At 62.1% G+C, this 19,449-nt stretch carries 15 protein-coding genes; 9 read left to right on the top strand and 6 right to left on the bottom strand.

The genetic code is table 11. The features are described 5' to 3' along the window. Positions 1–17: 17 nt before the first annotated feature. The 3 genes from G9X67_RS21845 to folD all read left to right on the top strand — a co-directional run bounded on the left by G9X67_RS21845 (position 18) and on the right by folD (position 3,808). Positions 18–857 carry a WecB/TagA/CpsF family glycosyltransferase gene (locus tag G9X67_RS21845; protein ID WP_171599663.1) on the top strand — a complete coding sequence of 280 codons (840 nt, stop codon included), beginning with the start codon at positions 18–20 and terminating at the stop codon, positions 855–857. A gap of 158 nt (positions 858–1,015) precedes the next feature. Further along, a complete protein-coding gene (locus G9X67_RS21840) occupies positions 1,016–2,788 on the top strand; it encodes a succinoglycan biosynthesis protein exop (RefSeq protein ID WP_171599662.1) in 1,773 nt (590 codons plus the stop codon). Positions 2,789–2,908: 120 nt separating this feature from the next. Next, complete coding sequence (gene folD / locus G9X67_RS21835) at positions 2,909–3,808, top strand: bifunctional methylenetetrahydrofolate dehydrogenase/methenyltetrahydrofolate cyclohydrolase FolD (RefSeq protein ID WP_171599661.1); 900 nt, start codon at positions 2,909–2,911, stop codon at positions 3,806–3,808. Between the two features lie 112 nt (positions 3,809–3,920). Here the strand turns inward: folD and G9X67_RS21830 are convergent, their stop codons facing one another. Then, a complete protein-coding gene (locus G9X67_RS21830) occupies positions 3,921–4,946 on the bottom strand; it encodes a substrate-binding domain-containing protein (RefSeq protein WP_138388076.1) in 1,026 nt (341 codons plus the stop codon). A gap of 308 nt (positions 4,947–5,254) precedes the next feature. On the opposite strand from G9X67_RS21830, the gene G9X67_RS21825 reads away from it, so the two are divergent. From G9X67_RS21825 to G9X67_RS21800, 6 genes are all read left to right on the top strand, one after another. After that, positions 5,255–6,616, top strand: a complete 1,362-nt coding sequence (locus G9X67_RS21825) for an ABC transporter substrate-binding protein (protein ID WP_138334352.1) — start codon at positions 5,255–5,257, stop codon at positions 6,614–6,616. 187 nt (positions 6,617–6,803) lie between these two features. Next, positions 6,804–7,817: a sugar ABC transporter permease gene (locus G9X67_RS21820; RefSeq protein WP_171599660.1), complete on the top strand. Its 1,014-nt coding sequence runs from the start codon at positions 6,804–6,806 to the stop codon at positions 7,815–7,817. Between the two features lies 1 nt (position 7,818). Then, positions 7,819–8,982, top strand: coding sequence for a carbohydrate ABC transporter permease (locus tag G9X67_RS21815; protein ID WP_171599659.1), 1,164 nt, complete (start codon positions 7,819–7,821; stop codon positions 8,980–8,982). 34 nt (positions 8,983–9,016) lie between these two features. Beyond that, the gene (locus G9X67_RS21810) at positions 9,017–10,669 is read left to right on the top strand and encodes an alpha-glucosidase (RefSeq protein ID WP_130700987.1); all 1,653 of its coding nucleotides are present in this window, start codon (positions 9,017–9,019) and stop codon (positions 10,667–10,669) included. A gap of 50 nt (positions 10,670–10,719) precedes the next feature. Next, on the top strand, positions 10,720–11,808 hold the full coding sequence (gene ugpC / locus G9X67_RS21805; RefSeq protein WP_138334349.1) for a sn-glycerol-3-phosphate ABC transporter ATP-binding protein UgpC: 1,089 nt from the start codon (positions 10,720–10,722) through the stop codon (positions 11,806–11,808). 176 nt (positions 11,809–11,984) lie between these two features. Then, positions 11,985–12,338, top strand: a complete 354-nt coding sequence (locus G9X67_RS21800; protein ID WP_003545591.1) for a hypothetical protein — start codon at positions 11,985–11,987, stop codon at positions 12,336–12,338. An 81-nt stretch (positions 12,339–12,419) separates the two neighbouring features. Here the strand turns inward: G9X67_RS21800 and edd are convergent, their stop codons facing one another. The 5 genes from edd to G9X67_RS21775 all read right to left on the bottom strand — a co-directional run bounded on the left by edd (position 12,420) and on the right by G9X67_RS21775 (position 19,385). Continuing rightward, entirely contained in the window at positions 12,420–14,243 is a 1,824-nt protein-coding gene (gene edd, locus G9X67_RS21795) for a phosphogluconate dehydratase (protein ID WP_138334348.1), read from the bottom strand. Between the two features lie 77 nt (positions 14,244–14,320). Further along, positions 14,321–15,019 (bottom strand): 6-phosphogluconolactonase, encoded by a 699-nt coding sequence (gene pgl / locus G9X67_RS21790; protein ID WP_138334347.1) that lies wholly within the window; start codon positions 15,017–15,019, stop codon positions 14,321–14,323. Positions 15,020–15,029: 10 nt separating this feature from the next. Next, complete coding sequence (gene zwf, locus G9X67_RS21785; RefSeq protein WP_138334346.1) at positions 15,030–16,505, bottom strand: glucose-6-phosphate dehydrogenase; 1,476 nt, start codon at positions 16,503–16,505, stop codon at positions 15,030–15,032. A gap of 134 nt (positions 16,506–16,639) precedes the next feature. Continuing rightward, complete coding sequence (locus G9X67_RS21780; protein WP_138334345.1) at positions 16,640–17,938, bottom strand: FAD-binding oxidoreductase; 1,299 nt, start codon at positions 17,936–17,938, stop codon at positions 16,640–16,642. A 10-nt stretch (positions 17,939–17,948) separates the two neighbouring features. Continuing rightward, on the bottom strand, positions 17,949–19,385 hold the full coding sequence (locus G9X67_RS21775; protein WP_138334344.1) for a glutamine synthetase family protein: 1,437 nt from the start codon (positions 19,383–19,385) through the stop codon (positions 17,949–17,951). Between the last annotated feature and the right edge of the window lie 64 nt (positions 19,386–19,449).

The raw sequence follows: 19,449 nt of genomic DNA, 5'->3' as shown, positions 1-19,449 counted from the left end.
CTCGGCAGGAGGTAGGAATGAATCTGATTGCAAACTTCGCGGTGCTCGCATCGCGGCGGACGATCTTCGATCTGCCGGTCTGCGATCTCGGCTGGGACGACGCCCTCGTTTTCATCAACGAGCTGGCCTCCATTCCCGTCGGCCAGACCGTGGTTTGCTTCGTCAACGCCCACAACATGCTGACGGCGCTGCGCGACGACGAATATTACCGGATCATGTCGCACAATCTGGTGCTGCCTGATGGTATCGGCCTCAACATCGCATCGCAGATCGCCCATGGTTCGCCGTTTCCGGCCAATCTGAACGGCACCGATTTCGTGCCGGCCTTCCTGACCTTCATGGAGGCTCCGCGCCGCATCGGCCTCATCGGCGGCGAGCGTTCGGTCGTCGAGGCGGCGGCGGAAAATTTCCGCAGACACACGCCCTGGCACGAATTCGTCGTCGTTTCCGACGGTTACTTCGACAAGGTCGATCCCACAGATGTCATCGAGGAGCTTGAGCGCCAGAAGCTCGATATTCTGATCGTCGGCATGGGAACGCCGCTGCAGGAGAAATGGGTTCACGATCATATTCGCGCCGATCATGCGCGCCTGGTGCTGACCGTGGGCGCTCTCTTCGACTTCGTCTCCGGCGCCGTCCCGCGTGCGCCGAAGACCGTGCGGATGATGCGCCTGGAATGGGCCTATCGCCTGCTGCAGGAGCCGGCGCGCCTCTGGCGCCGTTACGTCATCGGCATCCCGGTCTTCCTCTTCCATGTACTGCGCTATCGCTTCCGCCGGCGCGAAAGGATCCTCAGCCATCCGGAAGAGCACGGCACCGCGCTGCAGCCGCGGGCGGACCGTAAGAAGGCGAGCTGAGCTTATAGCGCACCGCGTGTCTAACAGGACGGGCGGATTAGCAATTCTTGCCCGCTGCGGTTAACCATTTCTTTGCCATGAATATTTAGAGTCACTTAATCATCTGCATTCGTGTGGATGAACGAACTCGGCCATCATGTGCATGAGATGTGGCGCAAATGTACGATATCAGGGCCAGAAACAGCTTCCAAGATCGCGCAGCCGAAGGGCCGCGCCCCCATGACGATTTCTATGGGGCGCCCCGGTCGAGTCGGCCTGATATCGCGCCGCCTGAGGCCGAATTGCTGCGCGCCATCGGCCGCGCGCTGCAAGAGCAGCGCGCAAGAGCGGCGAGCACAGCACCGCTGGTCGACCGCATCGAAACCATCCTCGGCAACCGCCTCCGGGCCGCCAACGACGTCGGCCATCCGCTTCCTCAGGAGCCGGCGGGCGATGAAGAGCTGAGCGTTCCGGTCGACCAGCCGATGATCTCACCCGAACCGCTGGCCGCAGTCCGTGAAGAACCCGCCGAGCCCCGGCCGGTAGCGCCGCGGCGTCGGGCGAGCGGGATCGGCCTTGCGATGATAGTGGCCGCCGCGACGATCATCGGCGCGGGCTTGCCGGCGCTGATGCCAGCTTCGCCGGCCCTCTACCGTGCCGAGGCGACGCTTGCGGTGAAGAGCGATGCCGCAAGCCGCGCTGCCTTCACCCAGGCCGCGGCGAAAGGGCTGTTGTCGGCTAGGGTGGTTGCTTCGACGGTCGCCGCCCTGAAACTCGATCATGATCCCGAATTTGCCGGCGCCAGCGCCAATGCGCTCGGCGTCGCGCTCGATCTCCTCTCGGCGACCGGTGCTGCTGCCGATCCGGCCTCGCGCGCCGAAGCCACTCTGAAACATGCGGTCGAGATACTGCCCGATACCGCTACAGGCACCATCCTCGTCAGGGTGACGACCGGCGACAGCGGCAAATCCATGCGCATCGCCGCAAGGCTTGCCGAAGCGGTTTCCGCAGCAGACGGAGCCGGCGGCAATGCCGAGACCGATACCGCCTTGCGTAAAACCTATGACGCGGTGAAAGCGGAGCTTGCCGCCTTCACGGCGAAGAGCGGCGAGGGCAACGTCAAGGTGGCGATCGATCTTCGCCGCCAGATCGACCGGCTCGATGCCGATCTGAAAGCCGCCGACCAGAACATCCTTGCCGCCAAGGCGCAGGCCGACCGGCTCAAGGCCGCAAAACTTGCCGAAGTGCTCGACGGTTCGCTCCCCTCCGATATGCTTTCGCCGGCGCTGCAGGACTGGCGTGACAAATATGCCGTCGCCAAAACGACGCTTGCGCAGCTTTCGGCCGAGCTCGGCCCGCGCCATCCGCGCCTCTTGCAGCAGCAGGCCGAAACCGACGGCCTGAAGGAGAATATGGGCAAGGAGCTGACCCGTCTTGCCCAGAGTGCCAACCTCGCCGCCAAAGCCGCCGTCGATGCGCGCAAGGGCCTGAACGATCGCCGCAACACGCTGATCGCCCAGAGCCGGGACACCGGCGTCGATTTGTCACGCCTGACCGAACTCAGCGAAAGGGCGAATGCCGCTCGCTCGCGCTTCGAAGAGGCGGCGTCCGCAGCGGTGGAAGCGGCCGCCGACGGTCGTATCGTTCTCCTGAAGCCGGCTTTGGCAACAGCAGTATCGGGAAGCGATGGTCTGATCGGCCGCGCGCTGACCGGTGCCGCGGCGGGCCTTGCGATAGGCCTTGCTGCGGCTTTCCTGCTCCGGCTGCGTAGGCCCGTCGCCGATTCCGCAAGCGAGAAAATGCCCGTATCCCGGCCGCAGGCCCCGCTGCCCTCGATGCCTGTGCCGGCCCCCGCGCCGGTCGACGAAATGGAGCTGCTGCGCTCCGAAATCTCCGGCCTGCGCGACCGGCTTCGTGTTCATGCGCTCGAAGCGCGGCAGCCGCTGCGCTGAACGAACATTTCCTTGCAAGCTTGCTATTGCATTGCCGCTTTCCGACAGGATAGGGCGTTAGCGGGCAATTGACGCTCGCCGAGTATCCATAGATTGACGCGAAACAGGGCGGAGAGACGCGTGACGACAGTAATCGACGGCAAGAACGTAGCTGCATCGGTCATTCAGACGGTCAAGAGTGCGACGGCGGCGCTGGAAAAGAGCAGCGGCGTCACCACCGGCCTTGCGGTCGTCATCGTCGGCGACGACCCGGCAAGCCACGCCTATGTCGGCTCCAAGGGCCGCATGGCCAAGGAGTGCGGCTTCAAGTCCGTTCAGCACACGCTGCCGGCCGACACGAAGCAGGAGGATCTGGCAGCTCTCGTCGCCACCCTCAACGCCGATCCGTCGATCCACGGCATTCTGGTGCAACTGCCCTTGCCGAAGCCGCTCGACAGCGAGGCGATCATCCAGTCGATCCTGCCGGAAAAGGATGTCGACGGCCTGAGCGTCGTCAACGCCGGCAAGCTTGCCACCGGCGATCTGAAGACCGGACTGGTCTCCTGCACCCCGGCCGGCGCCATGGTCTTCGTCCGCCGCACCCATGGCGAGGACCTCTCCGGCCTCAACGCCGTCGTCATCGGCCGCTCCAACCTGTTCGGCAAGCCGATGGCGCAATTGCTGCTCAACGCCAATGCGACGGTGACGATTGCGCATTCCAGGACCAAGAATCTGGCCGAGGTCTGCCGTAACGCCGATATCCTGGTGGCCGCCGTCGGCCGGCCGGAGATGGTCAGGGCCGATTGGGTCAAGCCCGGTGCAACGGTCATCGACGTCGGCATCAATCGGGTGGCAGCCCCCGAAAGAGGCGAGGGCAAGACCCGGCTCGTCGGCGACGTCGCCTTCGAGGAGGTCTCGGCGGTCGCCAGCGCCATTACCCCGGTTCCCGGCGGCGTCGGGCCGATGACCATCGCCATGCTGATGGCCAACACGGTCATTGCCGCCCATCGCACGGCAGGGCAGACACCGCCGCAGTTTTGATTAGAGCATGATGCCGAAAAGTGTGAGCGTTTTCGGACGAAATCATGCTCTAACTATATGATGCAGAACAGGATTCTGACCTTAGGCAGACCCGGCCTAAAATCATCCTGTTCTAGGCCTGGGGAACGGGACCGGTCGAGGCCCTGACGATCAGCTCGGTCTTCCAGAGCTCCTGGTCGGGGAAGGGGCCGGCCTGCTTGACCGTGCCGATCAGCCGCTGCGCGATGCGAACGCCCGCCGCCCGCAGTGAAGAGCGTGTCGTCGTCAGCGGCACGGAAAAGCTTTCCGGTTTCAGCAGCGGCAGCACGTCGTCATGGGCGATCAGCGAGATATCCTCACCGAGCCGCAATCCGGCCTGGTTGACCGCGCGGATCGCGCCGAGCGCCAGCACCGTGCTGGAGCAGAGGATCGCCGTCGGCCGCTCCGGCAATTGCAGGAAGCGTTCCATCGCCAGCAGGCCTTGTTCGTCCGTCATCAGCGCGTGGCTCATGCAACCCTCCTCGAGCGTGAGCCCGCGCTCGGCAAGGGCCGATACGACGCCGTTCTTCCTGCGGATGGCGAAATCGAGATGCATCGGTCCATTCATCAGCGCAAAGCGCGTATGGCCGAGCTGCAGCAAGAGCCGCGTCGCATCGTAGAAGGCGCCTTCATTGTCGATGTCGAGATAGGGATAGTCCGGCTCCGAACCGAAGGACCGGCCGTGCACGACATAGGGCATGGAGAGCGATTTCAGCATGGCGAGCCGCGGGTCGTGGCCGCGCATATAGGCAACGAACAGGGCATCGACATTGCCGCTGATCGCAAGGCGGCGCAGCGCCGCCACCTCGTCATCCGGGTCGGCAGGCATGATCACGAAGTGGAAATCGTGGCGCACGGCCTCTTCGCCGAGCCCGGCCAGGAATTCACCGAAATGCACGTCGGACTGGTGGCCGGGCGCCGTCGGCATGACGAGGCCGATCGAGCCTGCCTTGCCGGTCGCAAGCCGCTGCGCCGCCTTGTTCGGCCTGTATCCGGTTTCCTTGACAGCCTGAAGCACGCGCTCCCGGGTTGCCTCGTTGACCTCGGGATAGCCGTTGAGCGCCCGGCTCACCGTCGTCTGAGACAGCCCCAGCAATTGCGATAGCTGTTTGAGATTCACCTGCTATGCTTCCTCCCAGCCCGCCCGTCAGCCGTTTTGAAAAGGCTTGCCGCCTCCCAGCGGCATCCAAAGCGCTTTCAAGTATGTATCATCTGGCGCGCTTGACTCAAGAAAAATCGCTCCATATTTCCCGATAGGCGCTGTTGCGCCGCGATATGCCGCGATATTTGGCGTGTTCACAGCGGGTTTTCGCGAATTGACTTGACTCCATTCCACCGAAAGTGGAATGAGTTGGGTGTCAAAGCGCTTTGAAATTTCTTTATTGAGGGAATTCAGCGCGGTTGGGATTGTGATGGGAGGATGATCACATGAAAAAGTCATTTTTGATGGGCGTTGCCGTGGCAGCGCTTTTTGCCGGTGCTGCGTCTGCGGCCGAACTGAAATTTGCGCCGGGGCAGGATGCCAAGTTCAACTGGAAGAGCTATGACGAATTCAAGGCTGCGCATGCCGATCTGAAGGGCCAGCCGCTGACGATCTTCGGGCCGTGGCGCGGCGAGGACGAGGCGTTCTTCATGAGCGTGCTTGCCTACTTCACCGAAGCCACCGGCATCGATGCCAAATACTCTTCTTCCGAAAACTACGAACAGCAGATCGTCATCGACACGCAGGCGGGCTCGCCGCCGAACATTGCCGTTCTGCCGCAGCCGGGCCTCCTGGCCGATCTCGCCAGCAAGGGCTTCCTGACGCCGCTCGGCGACGACAACTCGAAGTGGATCAAGGACAATTACGGCGCCGGCGACAGCTGGGTCGGTTACGGCACCTACAAGGGCAAGGATGGCAAGGAAGCCTTCTACGCCTTCCCGTATAAGGCCGACGTAAAGTCGCTCGTCTGGTACGTGCCGGAGAATTTCGAGGAAGCCGGTTACAAGATCCCGACGACCATGGAAGAGCTGCATGCCCTGACCGACCAGATCGTCAAGGACGGCGGCGTTCCCTGGTGCATCGGTCTCGGTTCCGGCGGCGCCACCGGCTGGCCGGCGACCGACTGGGTCGAGGACATCATGCTGCGCATGCAGCCGCCGGAAGCCTACGACAAGTGGACGACCAACGAGCTGAAGTTCACCGATCCGGCCGTCGTTGCCGCGATCGACGAGTTCGGCAAGTTCGCCAAGAACGCGAAGTACGTCGATGGCGGCGTCGCAGCTGTGGCCTCGACCGATTTCCGCGACAGCCCGAAGGGCCTCTTCGCGGTTCCGCCGAAGTGCTACATGCACCATCAGGCCTCATTCATCCCGTCCTTCTTCCCTGAAGGCACGAAGCTCGGTCAGGATGCCGACTTCTTCTACATGCCGACCTTTGCTTCGCATCCCGAACTCGGCAAGCCGGTTCTCGGCGCCGGCACGCTCGTCTCGATCGCCAAGGACTCGAAGACGGCCCGCGCCTTCATCGACTTCCTGAAGACCCCGATCGCCCATGAGGTCTGGATGGCGCAGTCGAGCTTCCTGACGCCATATAAGAGCGTCAGCACCGAGGCCTATGCCAACCCACAGATGAAGAAGGAAGGCGATATCCTGACCTCCGCCACCACCTTCCGCTTCGACGGTTCCGACCTGATGCCGGGCAAGATCGGCGCCGGCGCCTTCTGGACGGGCATGGTCGATTTCGTCGGTGGCAAGTCCGCTGAAGAGGCCGCTGGCGAAATCCAGAGCGCCTGGGACGGCATCAAGTAATCCTTCAAGACGATGCTGCCGGCTTGCCGGCGGCATGGCTTGCATGACTGGCCGGGCTCGCAAAGAGCCCGGCCATCGCAGGATATATTGTGATCAGGCAATCAAAGAGATTGACGGTGACTGAGGTCGACCCGTCAGAATTAAAAACCGATCGGAATAAGATCAGGGGAAGCAGGGGAGGGACGAAATGCTGTTGCAGATAGTGTCCGCTTTGGGCGTCGTGTTCGCCGCCGTGATCGCGTGTTCGGCCTATTTCTATTTTTCAAATAAGATTCTGGACATGGCTCTGCCGGTGAAGGATGGCGACATCCGAGCGGCATCGCGCAATCTGAACCGCCGCGCGCTCGTCCGGCCATGGCTGTTCATCGGCCCGGCGCTCGTCCTGCTCGTCGTCTACCTCGTCTATCCCGTGGTTGCGACCTTCATCCTCTCCTTCTACGACCGCGCCGGTCTGCAGTTCGTCGGCCTCGCCAATTACAAATGGGCGCTCGGTGACCGCGAATTCCGCCAGTCGATCTTCAACAACATCCTCTGGCTCGCCGTGGTGCCGGCTGCCTGCACCTTCTTCGGCCTCGTCATCGCCGTGATGACCGATCGCATCTGGTGGGGCAATATCGCCAAGAGCATCGTCTTCATGCCGATGGCGATCTCCTTCGTCGGCGCCTCGGTCATCTGGAAATTCATCTATGAATATCGCGGCGGCAACGATGTCCAGATCGGCCTGCTGAACGCCATCGTTCAGACCTTCGGCGGCACGCCGGAGGTGTGGATCTCCATTCCCTTCTGGAACAACTTCTTCCTGATGATCATCCTGATCTGGATCCAGACCGGTTTCGCCATGGTCATCCTGTCGGCGGCTCTTCGCGGCATTCCGGAAGAGACGATCGAAGCCGCCGTCATCGACGGCGCCAATGGCTGGCAGATCTTCTGGCGCATCATGGTGCCGCAGATCTGGGGCTCCATCGCCGTCGTCTGGACGACGATCACTATCCTCGTCCTCAAGGTCTTCGACATCGTGCTGACCATGACCAACGGCCAGTGGCAGACGATGGTGCTGGCGAACCTGATGTTCGACTGGATGTTCCGCGGTGGCGGTGATTCCGGCCGAAGTGCGGTCATCGCCATCATCATCATGCTCGCCGTCACGCCGATCATGGTTTGGAACGTGCGCCGCGCCAATCGCGAATTGAAGGGCCACTGAGATGACCGCTATCGGAAGTTACTTAAAGATAGGCCCCGCCCGTCTCTTTGTTCACGCAGCCGTTCTGCTGATCGTCATCATCTGGCTCATCCCGACACTCGGCATCTTCGTCAGCGCGCTGCGCGACAAGGACCAGATCGTCGTCTCCGGCTGGTGGACGGCCTTCGTCGGCTCGACGCAAACCGCCGCGGTCCGCCTCGGTACACCCGACCAGCAAAAGCAAGAGGGCGCCAGCTACGTCATCTCGGGCAATGTGCTGGAAGGTCAGGCCGGCCGGGCGGTGAAGGCCTTCGGCAACCGCATACAGCAGCCGGCCGCCTTTAAGGCCGGGGAGACCGCCGATCTCGGCGACGGTGAAACCCTGCAGATCAACAGCGATGGCAGCTACCGCTATGTGAAGAACACCGCCTTTTCGCCCGACCAACGCCCGAAGCGCATCTATGCATCCGTCTCGGCGCCGCCGGAATTCACGCTGCAGAACTACAATACGGTTCTAAGAGGCGAGGGTATCGGCCAGTCCTTCATCAACTCGCTGACCGTGACGATCCCGGCGACGATCATCCCGATCCTGATTGCCGCTTTCGCCGCCTATGCGCTCAGCTGGATGGAATTTCCCGGCCGCGGGCTGCTGATTGCGCTCGTCGTTGGCCTCATCGTCGTGCCGCTGCAGATGTCGCTGATCCCGCTGCTGCGCCTCTACAACGAGATCGGCAACATGCTCGGCCAGCCGTCGAAGACCTATCCCGGCATCTGGCTTGCCCATACCGCTTTCGGCATGCCGCTCGCCATCTATCTCTTGCGGGCCTATATCGCCGGCCTGCCGAAGGAGATCATCGAATCCGCCCGCGTCGACGGCGCGAGTGATTTCGAGATCTTCGTCCGCATCGTTTTGCCACTGTCCTTCCCGGCACTCGCCTCCTTCGCCATCTTCCAGTTCCTGTGGGTGTGGAACGACTTGCTCGTCGCCATGGTCTTCCTCGGCACCGACAAGGACCACATCGTGCTGACCGGCAGCCTGAACGCGCTGCTCGGCTCGCGCGGTGGCAATTGGGAGATTTTGACGGCGTCAGCCTTCGTCACCATCATCGTGCCGCTGCTCGTCTTCTTCGGGCTTCAGCGTTACCTGGTGCGCGGTCTGCTGGCGGGTTCGGTCAAGGGAGGCTGACCATTCCCGAACGTGACTTCAAACAGGATATTCCATGAACGTGGCTTCCCAATCGATCTCGACCCCTGACAAGGACTGGTGGCGCGGCGCGGTGATCTATCAGATCTATCCGCGCTCCTACCAGGATTCGAACGGTGACGGCATCGGCGACCTGAAGGGCATCACCGCCCGCCTGCCGCATGTGGCAAGCCTTGGCGTCGATGCGATCTGGATCTCGCCCTTCTTCACCTCGCCGATGCGCGATTTCGGTTATGACGTTTCCGACTACGAGAACGTCGATTCGATCTTCGGTACGCTGGTGGATTTCGACACGATGATCGCCGAGGCCCATCGCCTCGGCATCCGCGTGATGATTGACCTCGTCATCTCCCACAGCTCGGATCAGCATCCCTGGTTCGTGCAAAGCCGCTCCAGCAAGACCAACGCCAAGGCCGACTGGTATGTCTGGGCGGACGCCAAGCCGGACGGCACGCCGCCGAACAACTGGCTGTCGATCTTCGGCGGCTCGGCATGGGCGTGGGATCCGACGCGCATGCAATATTACATGCACAATTTTCTGACCTCGCAGCCGGACATGAACCTGCATAACCCGGAAGTGCAGGACCGTCTGCTCGATGTCGTGCGCTTCTGGCTCAATCGCGGCGTCGACGGCTTCCGCCTCGACACCATCAATTTTTATTTTCATGACACGCAGCTGCGCGACAATCCGGCGCTTGCGCCCGAACGCCGCAACGCCTCGACGGCGCCGGCGGTCAATCCCTATAATTTCCAGGAGCATCTCTATGACAAGAACCGGCCCGAAAACCTTGCTTTCCTGAAGCGCTTTCGCGCCGTTCTCGAGGAGTTCCCGGCGATCGCCGCCGTCGGCGAAGTCGGCGACAGCCAGCGCGGCCTTGAAATCGTCGGCGAATACACCTCCGGCAACGACAAGATGCACATGTGCTACGCCTTCGAATTCCTGGCGCCCGATCCGCTGACGCCGGAGCGTGTCGAGGAGGTGATGCAGGATTTCGAAGCCGCCGCTCCCGATGGCTGGGCCTGCTGGGCCTTCTCCAATCACGACGTCATGCGCCATGTCAGCCGCTGGGGCGGGCTGGTCGCCGATCACGACGCCTTTGCCAAGCTTTATGCCTCGTTGCTGATGACCATGCGCGGCTCCGTCTGCCTCTATCAGGGCGAGGAGCTGGCGCTGACCGAGGCCGATCTCGCCTATCAGGATCTGCAGGACCCCTATGGCATTCAGTTCTGGCCGGAATTCAAGGGCCGCGATGGCTGCCGCACGCCGATGGTCTGGGACAGCCAGGTCGCCCAGGGCGGCTTCTCGACGGTCAAGCCCTGGTTGCCGGTGCCGGTCGAACATATCCTGCGTGCCGTCAGCGTCCAGCTGGGCGACGAAGCTTCCGTGCTGGAGCACTACCGCCGCTTCATCGCCTTCCGCAAGCTGCACCCGGCTTTTGCCAAGGGCGAGATCGAATTCGAGGAACAACAGGGCGATAGCCTGGTCTTCACCCGTGAATACGGCAACGAGAAGCTGCTTTGCATCTTCAACATGAGCCCGGCCGAGGCCGCCGTCATTCTGCCTGCGGGAGAATGGCAGGCATTGACGGGCCACGGCTTTACCAGCAACAACTATGGCGACAAGATCGATATTCCGGCTTGGGGGGCGTATTTCGCCCGTCTTGCCTAAGGAACATAGGCCTAAGGAAACACAGGCCCAGGGAACACAGGGAGAGAGAAATGACTGGACTGACGCTGAAGGATATCCGCAAATCCTACGGTTCCGTGGACGTTCTCCACGGTATCGACCTCGATATCAAGCAGGGCGAATTCATCGTCTTCGTCGGTCCGTCCGGCTGTGGCAAGTCCACGCTTCTGCGCATGATCGCCGGTCTCGAGGCGATCACCGGCGGTGAGATGTATATCGACGGCCATCTCGTCAATGACGTGCCGCCCTCCAAGCGCGGCATCGCCATGGTCTTCCAGTCCTATGCGCTCTACCCGCATATGACCGTGTTCGATAACATGGCGTTCGGCATGAAGATCGCCGGCGAAAGCCGCCAGGAGATCGACCGCCGCGTCACGGCGGCCGCCGAGAGCCTGCAGCTGACCCAATATCTCGGTCGCCTGCCGAAGGCGCTTTCCGGCGGCCAGCGCCAGCGCGTGGCGATCGGCCGCGCCATCTGCCGCGATCCGAAGGTCTTCCTGTTCGACGAGCCGCTGTCCAACCTCGATGCAGCGCTGCGCGTCGCGACCCGCATCGAGATCGCCCGTCTGAACGAACAGATGGCCGATACGACGATGATCTACGTCACCCATGATCAGGTCGAGGCGATGACGCTCGCCGACCGCATCGTCGTTCTCTCCGCCGGCAATATCGAGCAGGTCGGCGCGCCGCTGGACCTCTACGAGCGCCCGGCAAACCTCTTCGTCGCGAAATTCATCGGCTCGCCGGCAATGAACATCATTCCGGCGACGGTCGCCGGAACCGGAAGCCAGACGACCGTGACGCTGACCGGCGGCATGTCGGTGACCCTCGATGTGGCAACCGATGCGTCCGAAATGGGCAAGCAGGCAAGCTTCGGCGTTCGTCCGGAGGATCTCCGGGTTGCCGATGGCGCCGACTACCTTTTCGAAGGGGAAGTGTCGATCGTCGAAGCGCTCGGTGAAGTGACGCTGCTTTATATCGAGGGCCTGGTTCCGGGCGAGCCGATCGTCGTCAAGCTGCCCGGCATCTACGATGTGAAGAAGGGCCAGAGGATGCGGTTTGCCGCCGACAGGCAGAAGTTGCATCTCTTTGACGCAACCGGCCATACCTACCGGAAATGAGGCGGCCATTTTTGGGGTGATAGTCCTAAGAATTGCGCGGGGCGGGCCGAATTCTCACTTTCTGTTAAAGATCGGCTGCTACCTTTTCCCTGTCAATTTATGAGGGGGATAAGCAGGTGGCCGCTTCCAATCCGTCACAGCCAAAATCTCATTTCCTGAGCAAGGAAGAATCCTTCATGTATGACCGCGAGGCGCGGTTCAAAATGGAGGACACTATGAACGCCGCGCGCATAGAATATACGGAAAAGGGCGTCATGCACGCGGCTTCGCGCCGTTGCGATATTGTCCGGATTTCGATGAGCAGCGCGACGCTCGCGATCCTGACCCAGTTCAGCCTGCCGAAGCAGTTCTATCTGGATATTCCGGATGCCCGGATCACCAAGGTCGGCTGCCTGCTGATGAAGGTCAACGCCAACAACACAGTGGAAGTTCGCTTCTTGCGCCTGCTGACGCAGAAGGAGCTGAACAAGATCTTCGTCTACAGCACCCATCCGGCGCACCGCGACTACGTTCTCGATATTCGAGCCTGACGGATAGCACGGCACTGATACAGAAAACCCGCGGGGTGCTTTTGCGCTCCGCGGGTTTTTGTTTGTCTCCAGTGACCATGCTCAGTGGTGGAAGAGTACGCTCGCACCCTGGTCCGAAGGTCCAACGGCGCGACGGAACGGCGCGAAGAGCTCGCGGCCCATGCCGAATTCATTGTCGGAGAGATCGACGGTCACCGGTTCGCGCTCGGCCAAATCCGCGGCATCGACGAGCAGCTCGAGCGTGCCCTTGATCGCGTCGAGGCGAATGATGTCGCCCTCGCGAATGCGGGCGATCGGACCGCCGTCGACCGCTTCCGGCGTGACGTGGATCGCCGCCGGCACCTTGCCGGAAGCGCCGGACATGCGCCCGTCGGTGAGCAGCGCCACGCGGAAGCCGCGGTCCTGCAGCACGCCGAGCGGCGGCGTCAGCTTGTGCAGTTCCGGCATGCCGTTCGCCTTCGGGCCCTGGAAGCGCACGACGGCGATGAAATCGCGGTTGAGCTTACCTTCCTTGAAAGCGTCCTGCAGCTCCTGCTGGCTGTGAAAGATGATTGCCGGGGCCTCGATGATGTGGCGCTCGGGCTTGACGGCGGAGATTTTGATGACCGCCTTGCCGAGATTGCCGCGCAGCATCTTCAGCCCGCCATTCGCCTGGAACGGCGTTTCGATGCTGGAAAGCACTTTGGGATCGACGCTTTTTTCCGGCGACGGCTCGCGCAGGACGGCGCCGTTTTCACCGAGTCGGGCATCGACGGTATAGGCTTGGAGACCGTGGCCGAAGACGGTGCGCACGTCGTCATGCACCAGGCCGTGCTTCAAGAGCTCCTTGATGAGGAAACCCATGCCGCCGGCTGCCTGGAAATGGTTCACGTCGGCAAGCCCGTTCGGATAGACGCGTGCAAGCAGCGGGACGATTTCCGAAAGCTCGGCAATGTCCTGCCAGGTCAGATGGATGCCGGCTGCCCGCGCCATGGCGACGAGGTGCAGCGTATGATTGGTCGAGCCGCCGGTCGCATGCAGGCCGACGACACCGTTGACGACCGAGCGCTCGTCGATCATCTCGCCTGCCGGCGTGAATTCGTTGCCGAGCGCGGTGATCGCCAGCGCCCGCTTGGCGGCTTCGCGCGTCAGCGCTTCGCGCAGCGGCGTGCCGGGATTGATGAAGGACGAGCCGGGCATGTGGAAGCCCATGATCTCCATCAGCATCTGGTTGGAATTGGCGGTCCCGTAGAAGGTGCAGGTGCCGGGGCCATGATAGGATTTCGATTCCGCTTCCAGCAGTTCGGCGCGTCCGACCTTGCCCTCGGCGAAGAGCTGGCGCACGCGCGACTTCTCGTCGTTCGGCAGGCCTGTGGTCATCGGACCGGCCGGAACGAAGATCGACGGCAGGTGGCCGAAAGACAGGGCTGCGATCACCAGGCCCGGCACGATCTTGTCGCAGACGCCGAGGAAGAGGGCGGCATCGAACATGTTGTGCGACAGGCCGACGCCCGCCGACATGGCGATCAGGTCGCGCGAGAACAGCGAGAGCTCCATGCCGGGCTGTCCCTGGGTGACGCCGTCGCACATCGCCGGCACGCCGCCGGCCACCTGCGCCACGCCGCCCGCCTCGGCCGCCGCCTCGCGGATGATCGCCGGATAGGTCTCGAACGGCTGGTGGGCCGAGAGCATGTCGTTATAGGCGGTGATGATGCCGAGATTGGGGATGCGGTCGCCGGCGAGCGCATCCTTGTCGGCGGGGGAACAGACCGCGAAGCCATGGGCAAGGTTGGCGCAGCCAAGCACCGAGCGCGCGACACCCTTGGAAGCGGCGGCGCGCAGGCGTTCAAGGTAGCGCTCGCGGCTTGGTTTCGAGCGTTCGACGATGCGATCGGTGATCGCAGAAATGCGTGCGTGAGCGGACATGGAAAATCCCTGCCTTGTTCGTTGTCTCTATCTGTTTCGGCGGCTCTGGCCTGAATCTCGGTCCGGATGACGGCGGATCAGGGAGCCCAGTAGATCTCGACCGGGGAAGTGGCCCGGCGCAGAACGGCGCGGATCGGCATTTCTGCCTCGTCACCGCTGCCTTCCGCCTTGGCGAGAACGTCTTTTTTGCCTTCGCCCTCAATATGGAGAACCAGGAGTGCGGCATCCTGAAGACTGGAGAAGGTGAAGGTCAGGCGCGGCTCGCCGGCTCCTTCCGCTTCCATGGTGATGATGCCGCGCGGCGTCGATGCATCGATCGCCTTGGCAAGATTGCTGCCGCCGGGAAAGAACGAGGCGGTGTGTCCATCGCCACCCATGCCGAGGATGACGATGTCGAAGGGTGAACTGATCGCCCTGGTCTTCTCGGTTGCGAGCCTTGCCGCCTCCTCCGCGGAAGCAGCATCCTGATAGAGCGGCAGGAAGTGTGCCGCCTTTGCCTTGTTCTGCAGCAGATTGGCATCGACCAGCAGATGGTTCGAGCGCGGATTGTCGGCCGGCACGAAACGTTCGTCCACAAGCGTGATCGTCACCTTGTCCCAGGCGATGTCGCGCGTCGAAAGCGCCTGGAAGAAGACCTTCGGCGTGGAGCCGCCGGAAACGGCGATGGACGCCGTTCCGCGGGCGGCAATCGCCGCCGAAAGCGTATCCGCGACCTTGTCGGCGAGGCTGCCTGCGAGGTCTGCGGCGCTGGCGAAGGAATGCAGGGTCGATACCATCGATTTCGTCCTAGATTTCGTCATGCCAGGTGCGGCCGTCACGCTCGATCAGCGCGATGGCCTGGCTCGGTCCCCAGGTGCCGGCCGTATAGCCCTGCACCTGCTGGCCGGTCGTTTCCCAACCCTTGAGGATCGGATCCACCCATTTCCATGCGGCTTCGACTTCGTCGCGGCGCATGAATAGCGTTTGGTTGGAACGGATCACGTCCATCAGCAGGCGCTCGTAGGCGTCGGGATTGCGGACGTTGAAGGCCTGGGCGAAGCTCATGTCGAGCGAGACGTTGCGCAGGCGCATGCCGCCTGGACCAGGATCCTTGATCATCAGCGACTGCTTGACGCCCTCATCCGGCTGCAATCGGATGATCAACTGGTTGGCGTTGATGCGCCCGGCCGCCTGGTCGAAGATTGCGTGCGGGATTGGCTTGAAGGTGATGACGATCTCGGACATGCGCCCGGTCAGGCGCTTGCCGGTTCTTATATAGAAGGGAACGCCGGCCCAGCGCCAGTTGTTGATCTCGGCCTTGATGGCGACGAAGGTCTCGGTGTTCGACACGCCGCCTTCGAGCTCTTCGAGGTAACCCTTGACCGGGCCAGTGCCCGATGCGCCGGCGCGATACTGGCCGCGGACCGTCGCCTGCTCGACGTTGGAGGCATCGAGCGGCTTCAGCGCGCGCAGCACCTTCAGCTTCTCGTCACGCACGGCTTCCGAATCCATCGACGAGGGTACTTCCATCGCAGTCAGGCAGAGCAGCTGCAGGATGTGGTTCTGCACCATGTCGCGCAGTGCGCCCGCCGTGTCGTAATAGCCGGCGCGGCCTTCGAGGCCGACCGATTCAGCCACGGTGATCTGCACGTGGTCGATGTAGTTGGCGTTCCACAGCGGCTCGTAGAGTGCGTTGGCAAAACGCAGCGCCATCAGGTTCTGCACCGTCTCCTTGCCGAGATAATGGTCGATGCGGAAGATCTGCTCTTCCTTGAAGGCGCGGCCGATCGTGTCGTTGAGCTGCAGCGCCGAGGCGAGGTCGCGGCCGATCGGCTTCTCGACGACGATGCGGGTCGACTTGGTGATCAGCTTGTGGTCGTGGATCTTCTGCGAAATGTCGCCGAAGATGCCGGGCGCGACTGCCAGATAAAAAGCGCGCACACGCTCCTTGCCCTCGTCGAGCAGCTTTTTCAGCTGATCCCAGCCGGCATCCGTGCGGGCGTCGACCGAGACGTAGTAGAGGCGGGCACAGAATTTCTCTACCTCCGCCTCGTCATATTCACCCTTCTTCAGGTGCTCGTTCAGCGCGTCCTTGGCGAATTTGCGGTATTCCTCGTGCGTCAACGGGCTGCGCGAGGCGCCGATCACGCGGGTCGGTTCGCTGAACTGGCCTTCGATCTGGCGATGATACAGCGCGGGCAGAAGCTTGCGTTCTGCAAGGTCGCCGCTGCCGCCGAAAACGACGTAATCAAAGGGCTCAACGGGAATGATTTGGCTGCTCATGAGCTTGTCTCTCAATCAGGCTGGTTGGCGGCCCTTTTAATCTAATCGATTTAAAAAAGCCAGTGTGCAGTGCAATGAATCTCTCAGGAACTGGTTTTAGAGCGAATTTCCGGAAGAGGAAATCCGCAATCGGACTAAAACTTGTCGCGAAGTGCAAACCACGACAAGGCGAGGAAAAGCAACGGCGCCCGCATCCGGGCTCCGCCGGGAAAGGCTGGAATATCGAGCGATGTGAAGAGATCGAGATCGCGAGATTTTCCAAGCACCGTTTCCGCATAGAGCTTGCCACAGTAGTTTGACAGCATGACGCCATGGCCGGAATAACCGCCGATCGAGATGACGCCGGGCATGACCTCGCGCACGAAGGGCTGCCGCGGCAAGGTGATGCCGACGCTGCCGCCCCAGGCATGGGTAATCTCGATGTCCTTCAGGTCGGGATAGATCTCGGCGATCTGCCGGCGGATGTGCTCTGAAATGTCGCGCGGATTGTCCGAGGTATAGGCCTCGCGCCCGCCGAACAGCAGGCGGCCGTCGCCGAATTTGCGGAAGTAGCGCACGACGAAGCGCGAATCGGCCACGGCCTCGCCGCTTGGCAGTATATCGGGATGGCCGTCGAGTGGGGCAGTCGCGCCAATGAAGGAGCGGATCGGCATCACATGGCTCGCCGTCACCGGTTCGAGGTCGCCGATATGGCCGTTGCAGGCGATCAGAGCGCGCTCAGCGGTGATCGTCCCCCTTTCGGTTTCGATCGTCACCTTGCCGCCGCTTTGGCGGATCGCCGTTGCTTTGGTCATCTCGAAGATTTCAGCACCGGCATTGGCAGCGACCCGCGCGAGCCCGACCAGCAGCTTCAGCGGATGGATGTGGCCGGTGCCGACATCGCGCACGCCGCAATGGAAACGCTTCGAACCGAGCCTCTCCTGCGTTTCCTTCTCGTCCATGAAGCTCAGATGCGGATAGCCGTAGCGTAAGGCGGCGATTTCGGCATTTTCGTAATAGTCGCGTTTGTAGCTCGCCTTGTGTGCGACGTTGAGCTGGCCGGGCACATAGTCGATCTCGATCTGATGCTCGCGGGCGAAATCGATGAGATGGCGCTTGGCCGCTTCGGCAAGATCGAACAGCGCCTTCGAGCGTTCGTAGCCGATCTTCTCCTCGAGTTCTTCCGGCCACCATCGCTGACCGGTGCCGAGTTGGCCGCCATTGCGCCCGGACGCCCCGTCGCCGAAGCGGCAGGCGTCGATCAGGACCACCGAAACGCCTGATTTGGCAAGATTATAAGCGGCCTGCAGGCCGGTATAGCCGCCGCCGATTATGGCGACGTCTGATGTTCTCGAGCCGTCGAGAGCGGGGTAGGTGGGGCGCTCCCCGACGGTTGCCTGATACCAGGACAGCCCGGGCGCGATCGGGCTCTGCCACGTCTCCTGCGATGCCATGATGCTTCCCTCACACGTTGAGCAGAAGGAATTCCCGCTCCCAGGGGCTGATCACCTGCATGAAGGTTTCGAACTCGCCGCGCTTGACGCCGGCATAAAGGCCGATGAACTGCTTGCCGAATATCTCCTCGAAGGCGGGTTCGTCCTCGAGCAGCGCCACGGCTTCCAGCAGGCCGCGCGGCAGGTCGATCGAACCCTCATTGGCCGAATCCTCGGTCGGCGCCGTCGGCTCGATCTCCTTCATGATGCCGAGCAGGCCGGAGGCGAGCGAAGCGGCGAGCGCGAGATAGGGATTGGCGTCCGAGCTCGGCAGCCGGTTTTCCACGCGCCGCGCCTGCGGATCGGAGACCGGGACACGGAAGGCGGTCGTCCGGTTGTCGTAACCCCAGGCATTGTTGACCGGGCAGGACATATCGGGCTGCAGGCGCCGGTAGGAATTCACGTAGGGCGCCAGCATCGCCATCGCGCTCGGCACGAATTTCTGCATGCCGCCGATGAAGTGGAAGAATTCCTTCGAAGCCGAGCCATCGGGATTGGAGAAGATGTTCATGCCGGTCTCGATATCGACCACCGACTGGTGGATATGCATCGCCGAGCCCGGCTGGCCCTGCATCGGCTTGGCCATGAAGGTCGCGTAGATGTCGTGTTTCAGCGCCGCCTCGCGGATCGTCCGCTTGAACAGAAACACCTGGTCGGCAAGTTCGATCGGATTGCCGTGGCGCAGGTTGATCTCAAGCTGCGCCGGTCCCTCTTCATGGATCAGCGTATCGATCTCCAACCCCTGCTTCTCCGAGAAATGATAGACGTCGTCGATCAGCTCGTCGAACTCGTTGATGCCGGCGATCGAATAGCCCTGGCCGCCGAGGATCGAGCGGCCGGACCGGCCTTTCGGCGGGTGCAGCGGATAGTCGGGATCGTCGTTCTTGGCGACGAGATAGAATTCGATCTCCGGTGCCACGATCGGTTTCCAGCCGCGCTCATGATAGAGGCTCATGATCCGCTTCAGCACGTTGCGCGGCGTATAGGGGACTTCGCCACCGTCCGAATCGACGATGTCGCAGATCACCTGCGCCGTCGGGTCGGTTTCCCAGGGCACGACGGAAAGCGTCGAAAGATCGGGCATCAGCTTCAGGTCGCTGTCGCGCGGTTCGTAGCGGAAGCTTTCCGTCTCGTCGGGATATTCGCCCGAAATCGTGTGCCGGTAGATCGCCGAAGGCAGCGCCAGCGAGGTGTTCGAGGTGAATTTCGAGCTCGGCATCATCTTGCCGCGCGCAACGCCGGCAAGGTCCGGCGTGATGCATTCGATGTCTTCGATGCCCCTGTCCCTTAGCCACCGCGCTGCTTCCTTCCAGTTCGCAACGCCACGCAGGGATCCGGGTTCCGGGGGAGTTTTCTTCGAGGCGGGTACGTTTCTGGCAGGCTTGAGCGTCGTCTTTTTTGGGGACATGACACACCGGTTTGTATTGATCGTGACGCCATCATAACCAGACTTTGCCAATTGGCGAGGGGTT

Origin of the sequence: Rhizobium sp. WYCCWR 11152 (genome assembly GCF_013087615.1) — a bacterium.
GTDB classification, from domain to species: domain Bacteria; phylum Pseudomonadota; class Alphaproteobacteria; order Rhizobiales; family Rhizobiaceae; genus Rhizobium; species Rhizobium indicum.
The sequence above is the reverse complement of the archived record's forward strand: the minus strand, read 5'-3'. Positions and strand labels throughout refer to the sequence as shown.